General features: G+C 69.1%; 23 protein-coding genes and 1 tRNA gene. 4 read left to right on the plus strand and 20 right to left on the minus strand.

Annotated features, from left to right (window positions below; genetic code table 11):
* Positions 1 to 20 precede the first annotated feature (20 nt).
* Both ACFO6V_RS20175 and ACFO6V_RS20180 read right to left on the minus strand, forming a co-directional pair.
* Positions 21 to 1,646 (minus strand): hypothetical protein, encoded by a 1,626-nt coding sequence (locus tag ACFO6V_RS20175; protein WP_377138486.1) that lies wholly within the window; start codon positions 1,644 to 1,646, stop codon positions 21 to 23.
* Positions 1,646 to 2,233 (minus strand): SigE family RNA polymerase sigma factor, encoded by a 588-nt coding sequence (locus ACFO6V_RS20180; RefSeq protein WP_377138489.1) that lies wholly within the window; start codon positions 2,231 to 2,233, stop codon positions 1,646 to 1,648. Before ACFO6V_RS20180 ends, ACFO6V_RS20175 begins: the two co-directional genes overlap by 1 nt.
* A 204-nt stretch (positions 2,234 to 2,437) precedes the next feature.
* On the opposite strand from ACFO6V_RS20180, the gene ACFO6V_RS20185 reads away from it, so the two are divergent.
* A tRNA-Arg gene (locus tag ACFO6V_RS20185) sits at positions 2,438 to 2,510 on the plus strand.
* 101 nt (positions 2,511 to 2,611) lie between these two features.
* Here ACFO6V_RS20185 and ACFO6V_RS20190 read toward each other — a convergent pair.
* The 15 genes from ACFO6V_RS20190 to ACFO6V_RS20260 form a co-directional block, all read right to left on the minus strand.
* Positions 2,612 to 3,769, minus strand: coding sequence for a site-specific integrase (locus ACFO6V_RS20190; RefSeq protein WP_377138492.1), 1,158 nt, complete (start codon positions 3,767 to 3,769; stop codon positions 2,612 to 2,614).
* Positions 3,766 to 3,996: a helix-turn-helix domain-containing protein gene (locus ACFO6V_RS20195; protein WP_377138495.1), complete on the minus strand. Its 231-nt coding sequence runs from the start codon at positions 3,994 to 3,996 to the stop codon at positions 3,766 to 3,768. Before ACFO6V_RS20195 ends, ACFO6V_RS20190 begins: the two co-directional genes overlap by 4 nt.
* Positions 3,997 to 4,196: 200 nt before the next feature.
* A complete protein-coding gene (locus tag ACFO6V_RS20200; protein WP_377138497.1) occupies positions 4,197 to 5,384 on the minus strand; it encodes a DUF3631 domain-containing protein in 1,188 nt (395 codons plus the stop codon).
* A gap of 15 nt (positions 5,385 to 5,399) precedes the next feature.
* Positions 5,400 to 7,070, minus strand: a complete 1,671-nt coding sequence (locus ACFO6V_RS20205; RefSeq protein WP_377138500.1) for a DNA cytosine methyltransferase — start codon at positions 7,068 to 7,070, stop codon at positions 5,400 to 5,402.
* Complete coding sequence (locus ACFO6V_RS20210) at positions 7,067 to 7,279, minus strand: hypothetical protein (RefSeq protein ID WP_377138502.1); 213 nt, start codon at positions 7,277 to 7,279, stop codon at positions 7,067 to 7,069. Before ACFO6V_RS20210 ends, ACFO6V_RS20205 begins: the two co-directional genes overlap by 4 nt.
* Positions 7,279 to 7,686, minus strand: coding sequence for a hypothetical protein (locus tag ACFO6V_RS20215; RefSeq protein WP_377138505.1), 408 nt, complete (start codon positions 7,684 to 7,686; stop codon positions 7,279 to 7,281). The genes ACFO6V_RS20210 and ACFO6V_RS20215 overlap by 1 nt, the downstream gene beginning before the upstream one ends.
* Positions 7,687 to 7,705: 19 nt before the next feature.
* Positions 7,706 to 8,053, minus strand: a complete 348-nt coding sequence (locus tag ACFO6V_RS20220; protein WP_377138508.1) for a hypothetical protein — start codon at positions 8,051 to 8,053, stop codon at positions 7,706 to 7,708.
* Between the two features lie 142 nt (positions 8,054 to 8,195).
* Complete coding sequence (locus ACFO6V_RS20225) at positions 8,196 to 8,567, minus strand: hypothetical protein (RefSeq protein WP_377138509.1); 372 nt, start codon at positions 8,565 to 8,567, stop codon at positions 8,196 to 8,198.
* A gap of 2 nt (positions 8,568 to 8,569) precedes the next feature.
* Positions 8,570 to 8,980 (minus strand): hypothetical protein, encoded by a 411-nt coding sequence (locus ACFO6V_RS20230; protein ID WP_377138511.1) that lies wholly within the window; start codon positions 8,978 to 8,980, stop codon positions 8,570 to 8,572.
* A 16-nt stretch (positions 8,981 to 8,996) separates the two neighbouring features.
* The gene (locus ACFO6V_RS20235) at positions 8,997 to 10,079 is read right to left on the minus strand and encodes a hypothetical protein (protein WP_377138513.1); all 1,083 of its coding nucleotides are present in this window, start codon (positions 10,077 to 10,079) and stop codon (positions 8,997 to 8,999) included.
* A gap of 50 nt (positions 10,080 to 10,129) precedes the next feature.
* Positions 10,130 to 10,324 carry a hypothetical protein gene (locus tag ACFO6V_RS20240; RefSeq protein WP_377138516.1) on the minus strand — a complete coding sequence of 65 codons (195 nt, stop codon included), beginning with the start codon at positions 10,322 to 10,324 and terminating at the stop codon, positions 10,130 to 10,132.
* A gap of 3 nt (positions 10,325 to 10,327) precedes the next feature.
* A complete protein-coding gene (locus tag ACFO6V_RS20245) occupies positions 10,328 to 12,547 on the minus strand; it encodes an FtsK/SpoIIIE domain-containing protein (RefSeq protein ID WP_377138519.1) in 2,220 nt (739 codons plus the stop codon).
* A complete protein-coding gene (locus ACFO6V_RS20250) occupies positions 12,547 to 12,753 on the minus strand; it encodes a hypothetical protein (RefSeq protein ID WP_377138521.1) in 207 nt (68 codons plus the stop codon). The genes ACFO6V_RS20245 and ACFO6V_RS20250 overlap by 1 nt, the downstream gene beginning before the upstream one ends.
* A 17-nt stretch (positions 12,754 to 12,770) precedes the next feature.
* Entirely contained in the window at positions 12,771 to 13,088 is a 318-nt protein-coding gene (locus tag ACFO6V_RS20255; RefSeq protein WP_377138524.1) for a DUF6284 family protein, read from the minus strand.
* Positions 13,085 to 13,342: a hypothetical protein gene (locus ACFO6V_RS20260; protein WP_377138527.1), complete on the minus strand. Its 258-nt coding sequence runs from the start codon at positions 13,340 to 13,342 to the stop codon at positions 13,085 to 13,087. The genes ACFO6V_RS20255 and ACFO6V_RS20260 overlap by 4 nt, the downstream gene beginning before the upstream one ends.
* 240 nt (positions 13,343 to 13,582) lie before the next feature.
* On the opposite strand from ACFO6V_RS20260, the gene ACFO6V_RS20265 reads away from it, so the two are divergent.
* Together ACFO6V_RS20265 and ACFO6V_RS20270 are read left to right on the plus strand one after the other, a co-directional pair.
* Entirely contained in the window at positions 13,583 to 14,422 is an 840-nt protein-coding gene (locus ACFO6V_RS20265) for a helix-turn-helix transcriptional regulator (RefSeq protein ID WP_377138529.1), read from the plus strand.
* Between the two features lie 2 nt (positions 14,423 to 14,424).
* Complete coding sequence (locus tag ACFO6V_RS20270; protein WP_377138532.1) at positions 14,425 to 15,225, plus strand: protein phosphatase 2C domain-containing protein; 801 nt, start codon at positions 14,425 to 14,427, stop codon at positions 15,223 to 15,225.
* A gap of 335 nt (positions 15,226 to 15,560) precedes the next feature.
* Here the strand turns inward: ACFO6V_RS20270 and ACFO6V_RS20275 are convergent, their stop codons facing one another.
* Positions 15,561 to 15,857 (minus strand): hypothetical protein, encoded by a 297-nt coding sequence (locus ACFO6V_RS20275; protein WP_377138534.1) that lies wholly within the window; start codon positions 15,855 to 15,857, stop codon positions 15,561 to 15,563.
* A gap of 34 nt (positions 15,858 to 15,891) precedes the next feature.
* A complete protein-coding gene (locus ACFO6V_RS20280) occupies positions 15,892 to 16,092 on the minus strand; it encodes a hypothetical protein (RefSeq protein WP_377138537.1) in 201 nt (66 codons plus the stop codon).
* 150 nt (positions 16,093 to 16,242) lie between these two features.
* Here ACFO6V_RS20280 and ACFO6V_RS20285 point away from each other — a divergent pair, with 150 nt between their 5' ends.
* Positions 16,243 to 16,518, plus strand: a complete 276-nt coding sequence (locus ACFO6V_RS20285; RefSeq protein ID WP_377138540.1) for a hypothetical protein — start codon at positions 16,243 to 16,245, stop codon at positions 16,516 to 16,518.
* An 11-nt stretch (positions 16,519 to 16,529) separates the two neighbouring features.
* On the opposite strand, the gene ACFO6V_RS20290 is transcribed toward ACFO6V_RS20285, so the two are convergent.
* Positions 16,530 to 17,147 carry a TetR/AcrR family transcriptional regulator gene (locus ACFO6V_RS20290; RefSeq protein ID WP_377138542.1) on the minus strand — a complete coding sequence of 206 codons (618 nt, stop codon included), beginning with the start codon at positions 17,145 to 17,147 and terminating at the stop codon, positions 16,530 to 16,532.
* Positions 17,148 to 17,211 lie beyond the last annotated feature (64 nt).

Below are 17,211 nucleotides of genomic sequence, written 5' to 3' on the forward strand. Positions count from 1 at the left end.
AGGCTCAGGAAGGTTGCCTGTCAGGACACGCTCAGATCGGCCGCGTCCAGGGACGTGAGGATCTGCCACCACCGTTCCTCGGTCGCACCCGAACCCTCATACCGGACCTCGAACGACTTGCGCCCGTCAGCCGTCAGCCGGAAGGTGGCCTGCCCCAGGAAGGTCGGCTCGCCGGTCTCGGTGCTTGTCCCTACGGTCACGACCCCGCGTGTCGTGCCGGGCGGCTCGTACCGGTACCCGCTCTCATCGAGGCCGAAGGGCTGCTCGTACGCCTCCAGATCCCAGAGCGAGATCGACACGTCCTCCCAGGAGTCCGGGGAGTCGCTGCTCCAGATTCCCCACGTCCCTTCGTCGCTCCTGAGCTCCTGCGGCAGGCTCATCTCAAGGCCCTCGAACTTGACCGGTTCCCAGTCCGGCGGCGTGTCCTGCAGCAGCGGGTCAGCCGGGTCCAGGTCGTCGTAGGCAGTGGCTCCGTCCTTCGACGCCGCGGTCAAGCCGAGGCTGCCGAGGAGCGCCGAGAGGTCGTCGTCGAGGTCCCCGGCGCCGGGGCGACCGAAGAAGTTCACCATGTAGCCTCTGCCGCCGGCGCGACGCACCTCGATATAGGCCTGGTACTCGCCGTCGAAACGCTCGATCCGGACCTGCGCCACGTCCGAGCCCGCCAGGTCGAAGCGGTAGTAGTCCCCGAACTCTTCGCCGAGCTCGGCGTACTCAGCGGCCATCTGGGCGTTGTCGAGGTACATCAAGTGGTCGGTCAGCTCCATCCGGAGCTCCACCTTGCCGTCCGGCCGCTCGAGGACCTGCGTCTCGCCAACGTTCTCCGCGCTCGGACCGGTGCCCCAGTCCCCGGGCAGCGCGTACTGAAGACCGTGGAACTCTGCCTCTTGCCATGACGCGGGCACTTCACCCGCCTCGAGAACCGGCAGGTCCTCCTGCGGAATCATCGGCAATGTCTCTGGGCCCTCGTACTCCTCGTCGATCCGGACCGTGTCGACCAGCCGCTCGAAGGTGGCCTGCGGCGTGGCGTCGTCGTGGAGCTTCATGGTGATCCGGACGACCGTCCCGTCGGCGAGCTCCACGTCCAGCTCACCCACGAAGTCGCCCGCGTCCGCCGTGAGCTCATCGGCCATCGGGCTGTCGTCGCCGTCCACGATGTACCAGGAGTACGTCGCGGCCACCGCCCCCGGCACCTCGGTGTCGACCACCGGATTGCCGATCTGCCTGCCCACGAGCGGCACACCGTCCACCGGGTCGACGGCGACCCACGACTCGGCCGACGGAAGGGACTCCATATCCAGCTCGCCCGGGATCACCGGATCGAGTCCCCACATCGGGTCCCCCGTGGGACTGAACTCCTCGTAGCCGTCCGGCACCTCGAAGACCAGGCCGTCCGAGCAAGTCTCGCCCGAGTCCGAGAACCACGGCAGAAGCGCAGGAAGCGCCGGTCGCTCGACGAACCAGATCGTCCCTGCCGTGCCCAGGGCTACCAGTGCGAAGGCCACCGCGCCCCCGATCACGCCTCGACGCGTGCGCTCATGGCGGATCGCGCGTCGTGCCATCGCCTCTCCATCGATCCCGTCCAGGGGCCCGACCTGACCCGCGGCGTCGTGGATCAGCTTCACCAGGGTGTCGCTCTGCTCCTTCATCACTTCGCCTCCTGCCGCGTGGTCGTGTCGTTCGTCGCCGGTCGTGGGATTCCCTTGCCGAGGATCTGCCGCAGCTGGTCGAGGCCGCGCGACGCGCCCGACTTCACCGCACCCACGGAGATCCCCAGGTCCTCGGCGGTCTGCTTCTCCGTGCGGTCCAGCAGGTACCGCAGGACGACGACGCGCCGCTGTCCGGCCGGGAGCTGACGCAGTGCCCGCACCAGCTCGTCGCGGTCGACGACGTGCTGTGTGCCGTCCGACGCCGAACCCGGGCGCAGGTCGGTGGGAGCAACGAGGACGTCGTGCTTGGTCCGCCGCCAGGAATCGATCCGGGCCGTGGCGATCACCCTCCGGGCGTAGGCGAACGGATCACCGTCGCCCACCCTGTTCCAGGCCCGGTACGTCCGCTCCAGTGCGAGCTGCACCAGGTCGGCGGCCCGATGCACGTCGCCGCACAGCAGATAGGCGATGCGGGACAGCTCGGGTGACCGGTCCCTCGCGAAGCTCGTGAACTGCTCGGCCGGAGTGCCCGTGGTCACCACGATGACACCGGGACCGTCCGGGACGACCGCGTCGTCACTCACCATGTCCACCACCTCGTTCGTCATCGCCCGCGTACGTCAGTACGCCGGTGGGATCGGGCTCCTCGTCGATTCATGGGACACAGACGCAGGCGAGCGACGGAAGGTTGCCAGACGAGTGTCACAGGTATCGATGCACGCCTCACGTCGGTCACCTGGTAGTCTCGTTTCGGCCGATACGGTGAGCGACAGCTCATGGATCTCGGCCACGCGCCTGTAGCTCAGTGGATAGAGCGTCTGCCTCCGGAGCAGAAGGTCGGGGGTTCGAATCCCTTCAGGCGCACAGACAAAAACAGGCTGTGACCAGCGCAAACGCTGGTCACAGCCTGTTGTTTTTCCCGCTCTCGCGACCTCCACTCGGCTACTGCTGGCCTAACTGCTGGCCTACGGGTCGCTGAGTACGCTGTCCATCGCCCGCGCGCCGTTCTGGAGCACGGGGCGCAACTCGTGCCGGTAGACGTTCTCCGTCGTTCCGATGTCGCTGTGCCCGACGAGCCGCGAGACCTCCTCGATGGGAACCTCGCCCTGGGAGAGCAGCGACACGAACGTGTGCCTCATGTCGCGCGGGGTCCACTGCTCCGGGTCGATGCCTGGCACGTCACGGAGCAGGATGCGGAAGTCTCGGCGGACGTTGTCGGGCCGGAGCTCCGTCCCCGAACCCGTCGTGAAGACCAGGTCCGGGCTCGGCCACGCCTCCCCCATCGCTCGCCGCCGGTCGTCCTGCCATGCCCACTGCCGGTTGAGCGCCCGCACAGCGACGCTGGGTAGCGCCAGCGTGCGCCGGGACTTCTCTGTCTTGGTGTCGCCGTCCTCGCGCACGGAGCGCCAGACCCACACGTGCGGCACCGGAGAGAGGTGGACGTGGTCCCAGCGCAGTGCCCGCGCTTCCTCGGTCCGCAGACCGACCGTGAGCGACACGACGACGTACGGGTACAGCCAGTGCGCGCTGGCCGAGGGGCTGTTCAGGATCGCGCGCACCTGGTCCAGCGTGAACGACCTCGACTTGCGGCCCGCGCGGCCCTTTGGGAGCTGGGCCAGGGTCGTGACGTTCCGCTCCGCGAGGCCAAGCACCACGGCGCGGTCGATCGACCTCCGGAGCACTGAGAGCACCTGTTTCAGCGCGGAGCGTCCCAGGGACGGCGCGAGGCCGTGCATCCACTTCTCGACCTCGACCGGCCGCAGGTCCTTGATCCGCCGTCCGCCCAGGTGCGGCTTGATGTGGTGCTCGAAGAAGTCGCGGTTACCTCGCACGGTCTTCGCCCCGACCTCGGTCCGGCTGTACGTCAGCCAGTCCTCGACGGCCTGGCTGACGGTGTACCGGTCCGCGCCCTTGACGATGCCAGCCTCGTACTGCCGGACGCGCTCATTGACCGCCTTCAACGCCAGTGCCTCAGTTTTCCCCGAACCGGTCTTGCGGATCTCGTCCCCCTTGCCGTCGAACCCGACGACCTTCTCCGCGATGTACCGGTTCCGCTTCTCGTTGAAGTAGACGCCGCCCTCGCCCCGTGCGCGGCGCGCCTTCTCCGTGGATGGGGCGCTCATGCCGCAGCTCCGAGGTTCACGACGTACTCCGCGACGGCGGCGACCGGCACACGCCGGCTACCGCCGATCTTGACCGTACGGAGCGCGCCGCTGCGGATGAGTGCATAGACCTGGGTCCTAGAGATGCGGAGCGCCTCGGCGGCTTCCTCGACGCGATAGAGCAGGGGCGTGACGGCGGTGATGGTGGGTGTGGTCTCGGTGTAGACCGGCGGTGTGGCGGTAGCCATGACAGGTCTCCTTCAACGGGGTTGGGCGGGGGTTGCCGTACCATCCGTCCCAGCCGTCCCACAGGGGCGTTTGCGCTGGTCAGGTGGCATTTTGGGGTGGGAATCGTGCTTCGTTTTTTGCCGTACCGTGCCGTCCCATGCCGTACCTGGTACGGGTTGGTACGGCATGGGACGGCAGGTTTTCGGCCTGCCATCACGGCCTAAAACATGGTCTGACCTGGGCTTTCACCGCCATGGGACGGCTGGGACGGCTGGGACGGCAACCCGGCCTGCCCGGGTGCGGCCTCGGTGGGGCAGTACCGCTCCCAGGCGTCCGCGAAGTCGGCCCGCGTGTACGCCTTGGCCTGCCCGGTGTCCAGGCGCATGGTGCGGCTGGTGATGTCGAACTCGCGCAGCAGCTCGGCCAGGCGACGCGGGTTCAGACCGGTGTTCCCGTAGGTCGCCCAGGGAGCCTCTGAGTCCTCCTTGAGGCGGTCCAGCAGCACCGACGACGGCAGCGCGTTCGCGTCGCCGAACGCGGTGCGGCAGTCGGCCAGGAGGCGGGACTGCACCGACTGGCGGGCGTTGGCCTCGCGGTCCTCAGAGAGCACCAGGGCGGCCTCTCGGGCGTCCTCCGGCCAGTGCCCGCCGGCGAGGTCCGCGATGGCTATCAGGGGCTCCCAGAGGTCGGCGGCGCGGTCCTCGATCGGCATTTCCGGGACGGCGAGCTCCAGGTCTCGCAGGTTGGCCCGGACCCACCTGTTCAGGTGGACTTTGAGGCCGTCCATCCCGGGCCGGTCGCGACGCATCCGGTACGGGGCGACGCTCTCTCCAGGTGCGCGGCGGCGCATCCGGATCACGACGGCGCGGTCCTCGATGGTGTCGGGCATGGTGCCGATGCCCGCGAGGGCCGCCATGGCGAACGTGGACAGTGCCTCGACCTGGCGGATACCCGCGTCGTAGCGCAGCGTGTACGCGTCGCGGTCGAACCCGCCGTTGAGCAGGCCGCGCAGGTCCTCGTTGTCTCCGGCCTTGGGACCGAACACGGTATCTGCCTCGTCCATCAGGATCGTGGGCGGGTCGTTCTCGGCCATCGCGATCGACCGGTACATCGCCGACGAGCTGACATTGATGGACATGAGCGGCTGATGAGACAGCGCCTGGATCAGCTGCAGCAGGCGCGACTTGCCACAGCGCTTCTCGGGGGCGCGGATGACCAGGCGGGTGGCGTGTGCCCATGCCGGGACGGCGTGCGTGGCCGCGACCCAGAGCACGACGCCGGTCATGGCGTGCTCGTCAGGCAGGATCACATACCGGGCGATTGCGGCGCGCACCTGGTCCAGCAGGGCGGCACCATCTGCGGCGGGCTCGGGCTGGACCAGAGGGGCGTCGGGCGTGGTAGTCGTCATGGTGGGTTCCTTCCGTCAGGCCGCGAGGGCGATGGGCTGGGCGGTGGTGGTGTGATGCTCGCCCGTGATCGCGGCGGCGAGGGTGGCGATCAGGTCGCGAGCGGCCGGAGGGGTGACGGCGTTTCCGGCCAGGCGGACCTGTTCGCGGCGGTTGCCGACCATGACGTAGTCGCCGGGGAAGGCCATGCCTTGCTTGACCTCGAAGGGCTCCAGCATCCGGAAGGTGCAGTCATCCACCCGGGCCTCAGCGGCGGCCAGTTCGCCCGGCGTGATGACGGACTGATGCCCCGCGGTGGTCAGCGTGCGCAGGGGCTCCCCGGCCGGGGTGGTCATCTCCGCTCCCCCGGAGTTGTTCCGCATGACCAGCGCGTAGGCGTCGCGGGTGTGCAGGGTCCGCAGCGCCTCGCCGGCGTGCCGGGCGTCGTCGTTCCAGGTCCCGCCGGCGGGCGTCACCAGGCCGTGGTGGTTGCCCGACGCCGTGACCGTCGCGAGCGGGTCGCCCGTGGACCGCGCGGTGGAGCCGCCGCCGCGCAGCTCGGCGATGAACGGGGCGACCATGGCCGTCTCGAGACGCGTCGTCTGGGTCCGCAGCGGCTGCCCCATGGCCTGGGCGTGCTTGCCGTCGCGGCCCTCGACCGGGATCGCGAGGGCCTTGGACTCGATGGTGTGCAGGGTCTTGAGCACATCGGCGGTGGACCAGGCGCGGTAGTACCCGTTCGGGTCACCGTGGGAGACGTGCTTGGGGTCGGCGGCGTCGTACGTGTTGCCGCCCGCTTCCAGGTGGAACGGGGACCAGTAGCGGGCGATCCCGGCGGCGATGCGGCGACGGGTCTTGTCGGCCAGCGGCTTGAGCCCCAGGGACTCGCGCTCCCCGATCCGGATACCCGGGAGGGTCCAGTCGATGACCGACGCGGCGGGCATCCAGGCAGGCTCGACGATGGCGTTGCGGCACCTCGTGTTCGGGCACCGGTAGAGGTACTGCGAGCGGTACCGGCCGGGCCGGTCGCCGTTGCCGCGCTTCCACCACTGCCGGGCCTGGACCACCTCGTCACAGGTCGGGCAGTACGCCGCAGGGCGGAGCATGTGCTCGAAGTCCGGGGCGCGCTCCCCCGCCCGCCAGAACGCGATGTAGACGCGGTCACGGGACTGCGGTGCGGGCAGCCCTCCAGCCTGGGCGTGCATGCTGTTGAGCGAGATGATCCGGTGCCGGTAGCCCATCGAGTGCATGGCGGCGAGCCAGGCGTCGAACAGGCCGCCGCGGATGCCGGTCGGGCTGGACCAGTCGGCGACCTCGACGACGTTCTCGACGATGACGGCGCGGTAGTTGTGGGTCTCGGTGAACCGCACGACGTCCCACATCGTCGCCCTCGACCGCTGGGTGGCTTCGTCGGGCAGGACGTCGCCGAACAGGTCGGGCTGGGTGTGCAGCTTGCGACCCTTGGCCCGGGAGTGGTTCGTGCACTCCGGCGAGGCCCACAGCAGGTCCGTCGTCGGCACGTAGCGCGGGTCGGTGTTGGAGATGTCGGCCTGGAGGTGGTCGGTGGTGGGGTGGTTCTCGTTGTGCGTGGCGATGGCCTTGTCCCAGTGGTTCGCCGCCAGCCGCACCGTGACGCCGGGCACGGACACGGCTCCGGTCGAGCTGCCGCCGGCCCCGCAGAACAGGTCGGTCATGGTCAGGTTGCTCATGAGCGGTCTCCCATCGGTTCGGGTGTCATGCAGGACTGGCAGAGGTTGAGGACCCACCAGGCGGTGTTGCCCAGGTCGCTGTCGTGCGGGGTCGCCGCGTGGCGCTGGTAGCGCTCGCCCGGCTCGATGTGGTGCCGCACTCCCCACGCGCCGGGCCCGTCGCAGACGCGTCGGATGCGAGCCGTGCGGTAGGCGCCGATGACGGCCATCACGACGCCTCGACGTCGAGGCGACGCCAGGTGGCAAGGGGCGTGCCGTCGTCGTCGGTCATCGCGGCCATGCCGTCGGCTACCTCGTCGGCGCTCCAAGCGACGTCGGACACCGTGCGGGCGTAGGGCCGCTCGATCCGGGGGAAGATCCACCACCAGGTGGTGCGGCGTGTGACGAGCGTGTGCAGGTCAACGACGGCGAGCTGTTCGCCGTCGGGGCTGGTCTCGGCGCGCACGGGGTAGGTCCCGGCCTGGGCCTCGGAGTCCTCCAACCGTTCGCGCTGTCCGGGCTGGGCGGGCCAGTAGCACCAGCTCGTGTGCGTGCGGTGTACCTCGAGAACGAACGCCTCGACGTGATGGGCGGGCAGTGCCGGCAGAGCGGTCAGGTGGCGGGTGGTGTGCTTCATGGTCGTGTCTCCCTCGGGGTCAGGCGGCGTCGCGGACGGAGTGCAGGGCGGGCGTCACAGGCCAGGTCGCCAGGCACTCGACAGGCGTCGGCAGTGGCTTGGCCTCGCCCCACGGGCGGGGGCGGGCGAGGTTGGGGCGGACGGCGTCGGACATGGCGCGGTACGCGCGCCACTTCTCGGATGCCTCGTCATCGGCCAGGCGGCGGCCTACGGGGATGCCGTCGGCGTGCCCGGCGTCGTACCCGTCGCCGAACCCGGCGACGCGGCCGTCGTGGCGGCCGTCGTTGTGGCCGGTGGTGTAGCCGTGCAGCCACGCGGCGATGACCTGACGGGAGTAGGCGCGACCGGCGGGCGGTGTGCTGGTCATGGCGGGTCTCCGTTCCTGTTCTGCGGCCTGTTTTTGGCATGGGTGGGGTAGGGGCACGGCGGGTAGCGGTAGCGGCCCGCCGTGCCCTCAGCAGTGCGTGAGGTGGGGGTTTCGGGGTGCGCCAGACAGGGGCGCTACCCCGCTACTTCGTTGGAATCACGCCGTTTTCGGTGGTAGCGGGGCCGCTACCGGTAGCGGGGCCTGCGCTACCGTTCGCCGGTTGCTCGACGAGCTCGGCGGGGGTGGTGGTGGCTACCTCGGCGGGTGCGGGACCGAGGGCGAGGCGGGCCATGAGGAGGATCAGGCCGCCGCCGAGGGCGCCGACGGCGATCACGGAGGTGATCGTGGCGACCGGGTCCAGGTCGAGCAGTGACGCGGCGATGGTCAGGCCCAGTGCGACGGCGAACACGACTTCGCTGCGGTGGATGCCGAGTTCGACGGCGGCGACGAGCTTGCGGGCGGCGTGTACGAGCTCGGCGTACTCGGCGGGGCTGAGGTTGTCGTTGCGGTTCATGGTCAGTCCTCCGTGGTCTCGTCGAGCGCGACCTCGATCACTCCAGCGGCGATGAACGCGCGGCTCAGCCGGTTGACCATCGGGGCGGGGAGGTGGTGGCTGATGACCAGGGCGGCGGCCGTGTGGGAGGCGGCGTTCTCCCACACGTGGTCCCACCGCTCGAAGTCGGGGCGCTTCGCGGCGTGCTCCCACGCGGCGTCGATCGCGGCGTCGAGCTGGGGGTACAGGCCGAACAGCCTGGCGAGGCTGGTGGCGCTGTCCCAGGAACGGTCCCAGGTCCAGTCGCTGGTGTCCGAGGCGGCTTCGGCGCGGGTGAGCTGGTCGGTCGTCAGGGTCTCGATGGCGGACAGGAACCGGGCGACCTCGGCGGTCTGCGGGCCGAACTCGGTGGTGTACTCGCTGGCGCTGGTCATGGCGGGTTCCTCTCGGTCAGGCAGCGGTGGCGTCGGCGGTGCCCGTGCGGGCGTCGGACAGCAGGCGACGCGCGGTCCGGTCGGTCACCTGGTGGCCCTCGGCCGCGAGGGCGGACAGAGCGTCGCGGGCAGTGGCGTCCGGGTTGGCGGACAGCAGCCCGGACACGATGCCCAGGCGGACAGCCCGGTCAGCGGTGGCGGGCCCGGCCGGGCGGACGGTCCGACGCGGCCGGGGCCGGACAGCGGCCCGGACAGTGGACGTGGTCTGTCCGGCCGCCGGGGTGACGGACAGGCGGACACTGTCCGCCTCGCTGTCCGGGTCGGTGTCCGCGAGGATGTCCGTCAGCTCGGCGGTGACCGCGTCGGCGGCGAGGTCGGCGTAGTCCGGCCCGGACACGAACCCGGCGACGCGGTTGTTGGCCTCGACGTGCAGACGGGCGACGTCGGTCACGGCGTCGGCCACGGCGGACAGCGAGTCCATCCACTCCAGTGTCCGGACACGCATCTCGGCCGGAGGAACGGACTTGAGCGCGACCGCACGGGCGGCTCGGCGGCGAGCCTCGGCCCGGACAATGGCGCGGCGGGCGGACGGTGTGCCGTCGTCGGCGGCGTGTGCCCGGACGGCGTCCTCGGTGGTGAGGAACAGGGCGTGCATCCGCATGGACTGCCGGATGCCGGACCAGGACGTCCCGGACGCGAGGTGGCGGTCACCAATGAGGGCGAGGTGCCACATCAGGGCCGCGAGCAGCGGCACGATGAACCGGAACAGAACCGCGCCGGCCGGGTGGCCCATGTACAGCTCGTGCCACGCGGCGAACACCCCGGACGCGGACGACAGCACCCACGTGAGCGTGAGCAGGGTGCCGCCGGGCCGGTTGTCCCGTGCGGCCTCACGGGCCAGCAGCGCGACGGTGATGAGCGAGAGCTCGAACACTCCGGCCGTGGTGTACGCGGTGCCCTGGTCCATGCCCAGGACGTCGATGCCGAACGAGACCATCGCGAGGTAGGCGGAGCCGGTCGAGATGACGGCGACGGAGACGGCCCCGCCGAGGACCAGGCGGCGTGAGCCGCCGGGTCGGGTGTGGTCGGTGGTGCTCATGGTGGTGCTCCTCTCGGGTTGTACGGGTCGGGTCGTGCGGGGAGGTGCGGTCACCACCAGCCGTCGCGCTTGGCGCGCTCGTCGGCGCTCTTGCGGATCGAGTCGTCGGCCTTGCGGCCCCACGCCTCGCCGCGCTTGCCGGCGACCTTCTTGCCCAGGCCGCCCCAGGTGGAGGCGGTGTCGCCCCACTGCTTCGTCTCCTGCCAGCTCTTGCTGTTCTTGTTGTCCTTGTTGTTCTTGGCCATGTGTCAGTCCTCCGTGGTGGGTTCGGGCAGTGCGATGACGTCACCGGCGGCGTTGACGACGTCGGTGCGGACCAGGCCGGTGCGGACGTTCTTGGCACCGGTGCCGTGCTTGACGGACTTGGAGCCGACGCCGTGGCGCTTGGCGGCGGCGTTGACCTGGGCGGCGGTCCAGCCCGCGTAGAGGGTCGGCTTGGACTCGGCCAGGCGGGCGGCGAGCTCGTCGGACCAGACCTTGCCGTTGGCCCACTCCGGGTCGTTCTCGGGCCACACCGCGAGCAGGTGGTCCAGGATCGTGGAGTGGTCCGTGTCGGCGGGCTCGTCCCCGGCGGCCATGCCCGTGAGCAGGCCCTTGGCTTCACGGATGGCGCGGGCGCGCTCGACGATCTTGTCGGCCATGGAGCCGTCGATGAACGCGCCCCGGACGAGCTGCGGGTCGGACTTCTCACCGGCGAGCAGGGCGATGCCCTTGTCTTCCTGGGAGAAGATCGTGGCCCGGTGCCCGGCCTTGTACATGCTCGTGCCGAGGACCATGTCGTTGGTGGTCTGGTCCCCCACGCGCAGGCACATGCGCAGCGACAGCAGCGCGGAGATGCCGGTCGGGATGGCGTCCTTGTTGGGGCGCTGCGTGGCGAGCCACATCATGATCCCGAGCGCGCGGCCGCGGCGGGTGATGTCCTCGACGGCGGCGGTGATCTCGTCGCCGTAGTCGCCGTCGGTGAACGCGAGCTGCGACTCGTCGATGACGAACAGCAGCGGCTTGAACCCGTACGGGTTGCCCACCGCGGCGAGCTCGTCGGTGACCTTGGACTCCACAGCCACGTCACGGGGCAGCTCGCGGATGATCCGTGCCCGACGGCGCATCTCGGCCTTGACCGCGAGCAGGTCAGCCCGCAGCGCCTGGAGGTCTTCCAGGTCGTCTCCGGCGCGGCACACGTGGGCGATGGGTGCGAACGGCATGAGGTCGCCGGTGCCCTTGAGCTCGTGGATGTGCAGCTCGGTACGCGGGTCCAGGGCCGCGCCCAGGATCAGCACGCGGAGCAGGAACGTCTTGCCCATACCCGGCAGGCCGCCAACGATCCCGTTGTTGTACATGAGGTTCGTCGAGACGTGCCGCCCGCGCTGGTCCTCGCCGATCACGAACGGCTCGAACACGTTGACCGTGCCCTTGTTGCGGTACTTCCACTGGGCAACGTCCCGCTCGGACAGGCCCTTGTCCGCGATGAACAGGTTCAGCCGCGACGGGTGAGCCTTAGGGTTGCCCTCGGGCCACACCGTGTCCTCCGGACGGCGCAGCGCAGACGCGAGGCGGTCCTTGCGCTCGATCACGTCCGCAGCGGTCGCGCCGGGCGGGAGGTCGATGTGGATCTCGACGCCGCCCGTGGTCGGGAAGATCCGCAGCACCTTGATCTCGGCGTTGCCGCGCTTGGCCTCACCCATCGAACCCAGACCAAGCGTGAGCAGCGCGTCCGTGACGACGTCCACGGTGAGCTTGGGGACGTCGCTCTTGTGGGACGCGGCGATCGGCGTGGCAGCGTGGCGGGTGCCGACGACGCCGAACGCGGTGAGCGCTGCGGCACCGGTGGCGATGGCGGCGGCCGCCAGGCCCTCGGGGCCCGTGTAGGCGTGCAGGGTGACCCCGGCGACGCCGGAGGTGAACCCGGCGGCGGCCAGGCCACCGAGGCGGGCGCGGACGCCGTCGGCGTGCTCCTTGCGGAGCGTCTTCCACTCAGTAGTGCCCTTGACGCCGAGCATGAGCGCGGCTCGGGTGGTCTTGTTCTCGGCGTCAGTCACCCACCGCGACAGGCCACGCACGCACAGCCCGAACCCGAGCCCGGCACGAGCCAGGAACTTGGGCAGGTACACGAACGGAAGCCGGATGCCGTGGTGGCCGACCCAGGAGGCCACGAACTTGGCCTCACGGTAGGCGGCGGCGAGGAACACCTCGGGCGACTTGGCCCACTCGGGCAGGATCGTCAGCGGGTCGTGGTCGCCGCGGTGCTCGACGACGCGCGGCGCACGCTCCGTGAGCTCGGGCTCCGGGGCGGGCGGGGCGTCGATGACCTCGCCCGAGAGCGAGTTGTCCTCGTCGGCCTGGACCGGGCTCTGGTCCGGTCCGCCGACACGGACCGTGAGGTCCGCGCCGGGCCGGTCGAACATGGCCTGTAGCTCGGCGTCGTCGGGCACGTAGTCGCCCGGCGTGGTCTCGTCGTTCGGCGTCGTCATCAGGCACCTGCCACAGACGAGACGCCGGACACCAGGCCGTTGAGGAGGGACTGGAACGCGTCCAGGACCGGGCCACCGAACGTCGTGGCGGCCAGGGCGAGGCCGAACAGGATCCCCAGGATCAGGGACCCGTTGGACAGCTTCTTGAACGCGATACCCACGACGACGATGACCAGCAGGACGAAGAACAGAGACATGGTGACCATGGCGGTTACTCCCTTTTTCAGGCGGTGCGGGTGGCGGGACGGATGACGACCCGGCGGGCCGTCGTAAGCGGGCTACTCAGCGCGTACGCGGGGGCCGTGAACGTGGCGGCGCGGTTGGTGCTGGTCTCGACGGCCGTGCGGAGCGCGACGCCGAGAGCGACGACGGCGCGGCGGTGACGGCGGATCGTGACCTCGTCGGGCGACATGGCGAGAGCGCACTCGGCGTCCACCACGGCGACCTCGGCAGCGATCACGGGCTCCTCAGCGGCGATGGCCGCGAGCTCGCTCGGCGTCGGCTCGTCGTCGAACGCGGCAAGAGCGGTGTAGGTGCTCATCGGTTGCTCCCGGCGTTCTCGTCGTCCTGGGCCTCGGCGCCGAGTGCCGCGCCGTGAGCCGTGCGGACGGTCTCCTTCATCTCCTCGACGCGGACCGACATGTCCAGCGCCTCCTTACCGATGGCGGCGGTGCCGTCGTGCTGGCGCCCGTGGCCGTCCGTGACGAGCGTGCGGGCGGCGCCGGCCAGGGCCAGTGCCGCCTCAAACAGGTAGCGGCGCGCTTCGCTCAGCGCCCCGGTGCGGTAGATCGACATGGCGTGCTCCTCGATGGCTCAGCCTCGGACCGCTTGTCGATCCGAGAGCGTGACGCCCCGTCGTCAACCCCTATGAACCGGGTTGCTTCTTGGGCATGACACACACCACACCACGCCCTAGCGAGGCTGTCAACCCCTATGAACACAGCAGTGCAACTGGGGTCACGACATCGCGCTACCCATCCCCCCTTGACACGGGTAGCCTGGTGTAAGCCCCGTTAACTAGGTGGAGGACCACTCATGCCGGACCTCAAGTCCGTTACCGCGATCAGCGACCCCGAACAACGCGCGAAAGCCCTGTCTGCCCTGATCGACGAAAACCAAACAATGGGGCAGGAGCTCGCTCGGTTACGTCGCGAGGCACTCGACGAGCTGTTGGCCAAGGGGAAGACTCAAACCCAGTTGGCCGAACTACTAGGAATCTCTCGTTCGCGAATTTCCATGATGCTTTCTGCCGGGCTACGGCCGGAGCGAGCATTCTTCGGCTCAGGCCACCTGACATTCGCCATCGGCAGCAAGCAGGAAGTCGGGCGCAAAGACCCCGGGAACATGGTTTCCGTCGAGACCTTCGCGGCTTACCAAACACTCGCGAGCCTCGCGAAAGCTAGCGGACTCGACTCCGACCATGAGGTCGTTCCGCAGCCCGGATTCGTTGACCTCAACCGTCCCAACCTTGTCGTACTGGGCGGGGCCAGGATCCTGCCGTTCGTTGGCCAAGTCCTAGGTGCGGACCCTCACCTTCGCTTCGCCAACGATGAGAACGGCTGGTACGTCAAGGACCTGACGACGGGCACCGAGTACCGGTCCCCTCGTGACAAGGGTGAGGCCACTGACTACGCCTACATCGGACGACTTCCACGCCCGGACGGGAAAGGAACGTTCCTCTACCTCGCAGGCGTCCACGCGCAAGGAACCCTGGGTGCCGCACAGTTCGTCGCGGACAACCTCAAGGAGCTATACCGAGAACTAAAGGCACGAAAGTTCTCTACCGTCATCGCGTGTAATTTTGACCCCGATAAGGACCGCGAAATCATCTCAACAGAGCGAATCACACCGCTCTATCGGCATGAGGGATCCTGACAATGGAGATCTCAATCGCCACTCAGGCAGGTGCTTCTGATAGGGCCAACGAAGACAGCACTGCAATCGGCCCTGACCTTCTTGTAGTACTCGACGGCGCCACAGCCAGGACAGACACAGGCTGCATCCATGGGGTGGCGTGGTTCACCAAGCACCTGGCCCAGAAGATCAAGAACCACGCCGCATTGGGTCCGGCGGCGGCACTCGCTGAAGCGATTGGCCGGACCGCCGATCTCCACCGAGGCACGTGCGATCTGTCGCACCCGGGAACTCCCTCAGCGGCCGTCGCTATCGTCCAGACAGAGCAGGGCACCTTGCGCTACCTGGTGCTTGGCGACGTCACCGTGGTCATTGCAGCGGAAGGCGGGATGCACGTCGTCAGCGACCAACGGGTGAGCAGCACCGCAGCACCCGAGCGAGCGGAAGCAGACGCCATGGAAGCAACCGATCCCAAGAAAGCGGCAGCCCTTGTGCGCATGAAGCGTGCTGAACTAGCAGCCCGCAACGTGCCAGGAGGGTATTGGGTGGCGGCAGCTGACCCAACCGCAGCGAAGCACGCGCTGACTGGCGACATTCCGATCTCCGAGGTCCGTCAGGTGGCGGTTCTCAGCGACGGCGCCGCGCGAGCCGTGGAGTTCGGCCTGTACGACTGGCCCAGCGTTCTCGACATCCTCCGCGAGTCTGGACCAGACGCGCTAATCCGCCAGGTGAGAGGTGCCGAGGCGAGCGATCCCGAGGCGACCCGATGGCCACGGAACAAGATCTCCGACGACGCGACTGCTGCGTACATCACCGCGCTGTAGATGCCTGCCGCGCAAACCCGGACTGCTGGGCTATCTGCTGGCCTAACTGCTGGCCCACAGGGGTGACCAGTCCCAGACAGCCCTGTACGAATCCGAACAGTTCCGCGCCGAGCCGACCTCGAAGAGCCAGGCGGACAGCCGACCGTTTTTGGCTCCGGAGCAGAAGGTCGGGGGTTCGAATCCCTTCAGGCGCACCACCCGAAAAGGGGCCCCTCACCAGGCATCACGCCAGATGAGGGGCCTTCTTTCTGCCCGGGGTCGGAGGCCGTCCCCCGCCAATCTCCCCACCGCAGTCAGCGGCCCGCGTACTTGTCCATAGCCGCAGCAGCCGGGTCTCAGGTCTCCCGGGAGAACTCGGCTGCAAGAACGCCGGCCAGGTGCCGATAGTCCTCCATGAGTGGTCCCACGAGCTGTGGCTGCACTTCGAAGTGATCTCGTAGTCCCTTGGCAAGGTCCTCAGCCCTTGCGTCGAGATCGTCTGAGCGCTTGGCACTACGTCGCTCGAATGATCGCCAGCGCCGGGCCGCGATCGCGATCACTTCGTCGACGGTCTCGTTGCAGACGACGGGCGAGCCGCCCCGGCACAGCTCGAGAAGAGCGGTCCGAGCGGCATCCTGAACGACCTGATCCACACCTGCAGGATCGCACGTACCCAGCGCCTGCCGCTCAGGCCGGTGCAACGACCTCTGCTCCGCAGGAGAGGCACATCAACGTGTACTCGACTACTTCGCCGTGCTCGAACCGCACGCCCATCTCGACGGAGTACTCGTCGCACTCCGGGCACGTCCAGATCCAGACGCCGTCCTCGTCATCCTCATCGCCCTGCTTCGCCGATCGGACGATTTCAGCCCATTCGTCGCTTTTCATGGCCTGGGACCCTACCGCCTCCTTTGCGAGCGACCGAGCTCAGGGCCGGAAGTCCCCAACAGCCCGTCCCCATCGCCGGCGCCACATGCCGTACGTTCGGCCGCAGGACCCACGACGCACCAGGCGTGCAGGGCGAAGAGGGGAACGCAGATGGCGCTCGGGACTTACTACTACGTCGTCGAAGGCACCGGCGACAGCCAGTACCTCGCCCAGGTGAAGAACCCCGGGGCTTTCGCGGAGACCGGCACGCGAGTTCTGCGGGTCATCCTGCCCACGGGGGGCACTCACCTGATCAACTCCGGTGCGGACGGCTTCGAGGACGTCGAGTACGGCGTTCTCTCGGTCCGGTCCCGCGCGGAGGGACCGGTGCTGCGGGCCTACCACGAATGGACCCTCTCCGAGCGGGTGCCGTTCGACGGCAAGTAAGGACCGAGCGCTCAGGACCGCCCCGGCAAGTAGGCCGGAACCCGGAACCCCAGCGTCCGCAGCACCCGCCAGAAATACGCGGCGACCTCCTCGGCCGACACGTCGTCGGGATAGTTCGTGAGGTGGACCGCCACGGCACCAGTGAGCATCGCCTGGACCATCTCGACGTCGGCATCCGCCGCCAGCTGGCCTTCCGCCCGTGCGCGGATCACCAGGTCGTGGACGCTCTGGTCGCGCGAGCCGGCGCTCGCCGCGCGGAAGGCCGCCCACAGCTCCGGGTGCTCGCGCGGCACCGACATCATGCGGCGCAGCAGTACCCGTGACCGCTGCTCGCTCAGCCCGGCCGACCACGTGGCGACCAGGTCGGCCAGGCTCGGCTGGTCGGGCACCTGGAAGGAGACGAGCACCGCCGCCTCGTTCGCGACGAGGGCTGCGACGGCCAGGTCGTCGCGCGTCGCGTACCGGCGGTAGACGGTGGTGCGAGCGACGCCCGCGCGCTTCGCCGCCTGATCGATGCTCACGCCCTCGACGCCGGCCTCGGCGATCAGGTCGAGGGCTGCTGCCAGCACGGCGTCGTCCGCCCTCTGGTCGCGCGGCCTGCCCGGCGGCCGGCGCTGTTCGCTCCTCACCCCGAAACGATACGTGCGTGTAGCGAATCAGGACGGGTGAGCGGAGAACCCGTCCGGCGACCCC

This window comes from Promicromonospora alba (assembly GCF_042654905.1).
GTDB classification, from domain to species: domain Bacteria; phylum Actinomycetota; class Actinomycetes; order Actinomycetales; family Cellulomonadaceae; genus Promicromonospora; species Promicromonospora alba.

Excerpts from the sequence above, each read along its gene's own strand:
- ACFO6V_RS20270 (WP_377138532.1), top strand. The coding sequence starts at position 14,425 with ATGGAGATCTCAATCGCCACTCAGGCAGGTGCTTCTGATAGGGCCAAC.
- ACFO6V_RS20265 (WP_377138529.1), top strand. The coding sequence starts at position 13,583 with ATGCCGGACCTCAAGTCCGTTACCGCGATCAGCGACCCCGAACAACGC.
- ACFO6V_RS20240 (WP_377138516.1), bottom strand. The coding sequence starts at position 10,324 with ATGGCCAAGAACAACAAGGACAACAAGAACAGCAAGAGCTGGCAGGAG.
- ACFO6V_RS20175 (WP_377138486.1), bottom strand. The coding sequence starts at position 1,646 with ATGAAGGAGCAGAGCGACACCCTGGTGAAGCTGATCCACGACGCCGCG.
- ACFO6V_RS20260 (WP_377138527.1), bottom strand. The coding sequence starts at position 13,342 with ATGTCGATCTACCGCACCGGGGCGCTGAGCGAAGCGCGCCGCTACCTG.
- ACFO6V_RS20225 (WP_377138509.1), bottom strand. The coding sequence starts at position 8,567 with ATGAACCGCAACGACAACCTCAGCCCCGCCGAGTACGCCGAGCTCGTA.
- ACFO6V_RS20255 (WP_377138524.1), bottom strand. The coding sequence starts at position 13,088 with ATGAGCACCTACACCGCTCTTGCCGCGTTCGACGACGAGCCGACGCCG.
- ACFO6V_RS20180 (WP_377138489.1), bottom strand. The coding sequence starts at position 2,233 with ATGGTGAGTGACGACGCGGTCGTCCCGGACGGTCCCGGTGTCATCGTG.
- ACFO6V_RS20250 (WP_377138521.1), bottom strand. The coding sequence starts at position 12,753 with ATGGTCACCATGTCTCTGTTCTTCGTCCTGCTGGTCATCGTCGTCGTG.
- ACFO6V_RS20285 (WP_377138540.1), top strand. The coding sequence starts at position 16,243 with ATGGCGCTCGGGACTTACTACTACGTCGTCGAAGGCACCGGCGACAGC.
- ACFO6V_RS20235 (WP_377138513.1), bottom strand. The coding sequence starts at position 10,079 with ATGAGCACCACCGACCACACCCGACCCGGCGGCTCACGCCGCCTGGTC.
- ACFO6V_RS20280 (WP_377138537.1), bottom strand. The coding sequence starts at position 16,092 with ATGAAAAGCGACGAATGGGCTGAAATCGTCCGATCGGCGAAGCAGGGC.
- ACFO6V_RS20210 (WP_377138502.1), bottom strand. The coding sequence starts at position 7,279 with ATGGCCGTCATCGGCGCCTACCGCACGGCTCGCATCCGACGCGTCTGC.
- ACFO6V_RS20190 (WP_377138492.1), bottom strand. The coding sequence starts at position 3,769 with ATGAGCGCCCCATCCACGGAGAAGGCGCGCCGCGCACGGGGCGAGGGC.
- ACFO6V_RS20205 (WP_377138500.1), bottom strand. The coding sequence starts at position 7,070 with ATGAGCAACCTGACCATGACCGACCTGTTCTGCGGGGCCGGCGGCAGC.
- ACFO6V_RS20245 (WP_377138519.1), bottom strand. The coding sequence starts at position 12,547 with ATGACGACGCCGAACGACGAGACCACGCCGGGCGACTACGTGCCCGAC.
- ACFO6V_RS20215 (WP_377138505.1), bottom strand. The coding sequence starts at position 7,686 with ATGAAGCACACCACCCGCCACCTGACCGCTCTGCCGGCACTGCCCGCC.
- ACFO6V_RS20230 (WP_377138511.1), bottom strand. The coding sequence starts at position 8,980 with ATGACCAGCGCCAGCGAGTACACCACCGAGTTCGGCCCGCAGACCGCC.
- ACFO6V_RS20200 (WP_377138497.1), bottom strand. The coding sequence starts at position 5,384 with ATGACGACTACCACGCCCGACGCCCCTCTGGTCCAGCCCGAGCCCGCC.
- ACFO6V_RS20220 (WP_377138508.1), bottom strand. The coding sequence starts at position 8,053 with ATGACCAGCACACCGCCCGCCGGTCGCGCCTACTCCCGTCAGGTCATC.
- ACFO6V_RS20195 (WP_377138495.1), bottom strand. The coding sequence starts at position 3,996 with ATGGCTACCGCCACACCGCCGGTCTACACCGAGACCACACCCACCATC.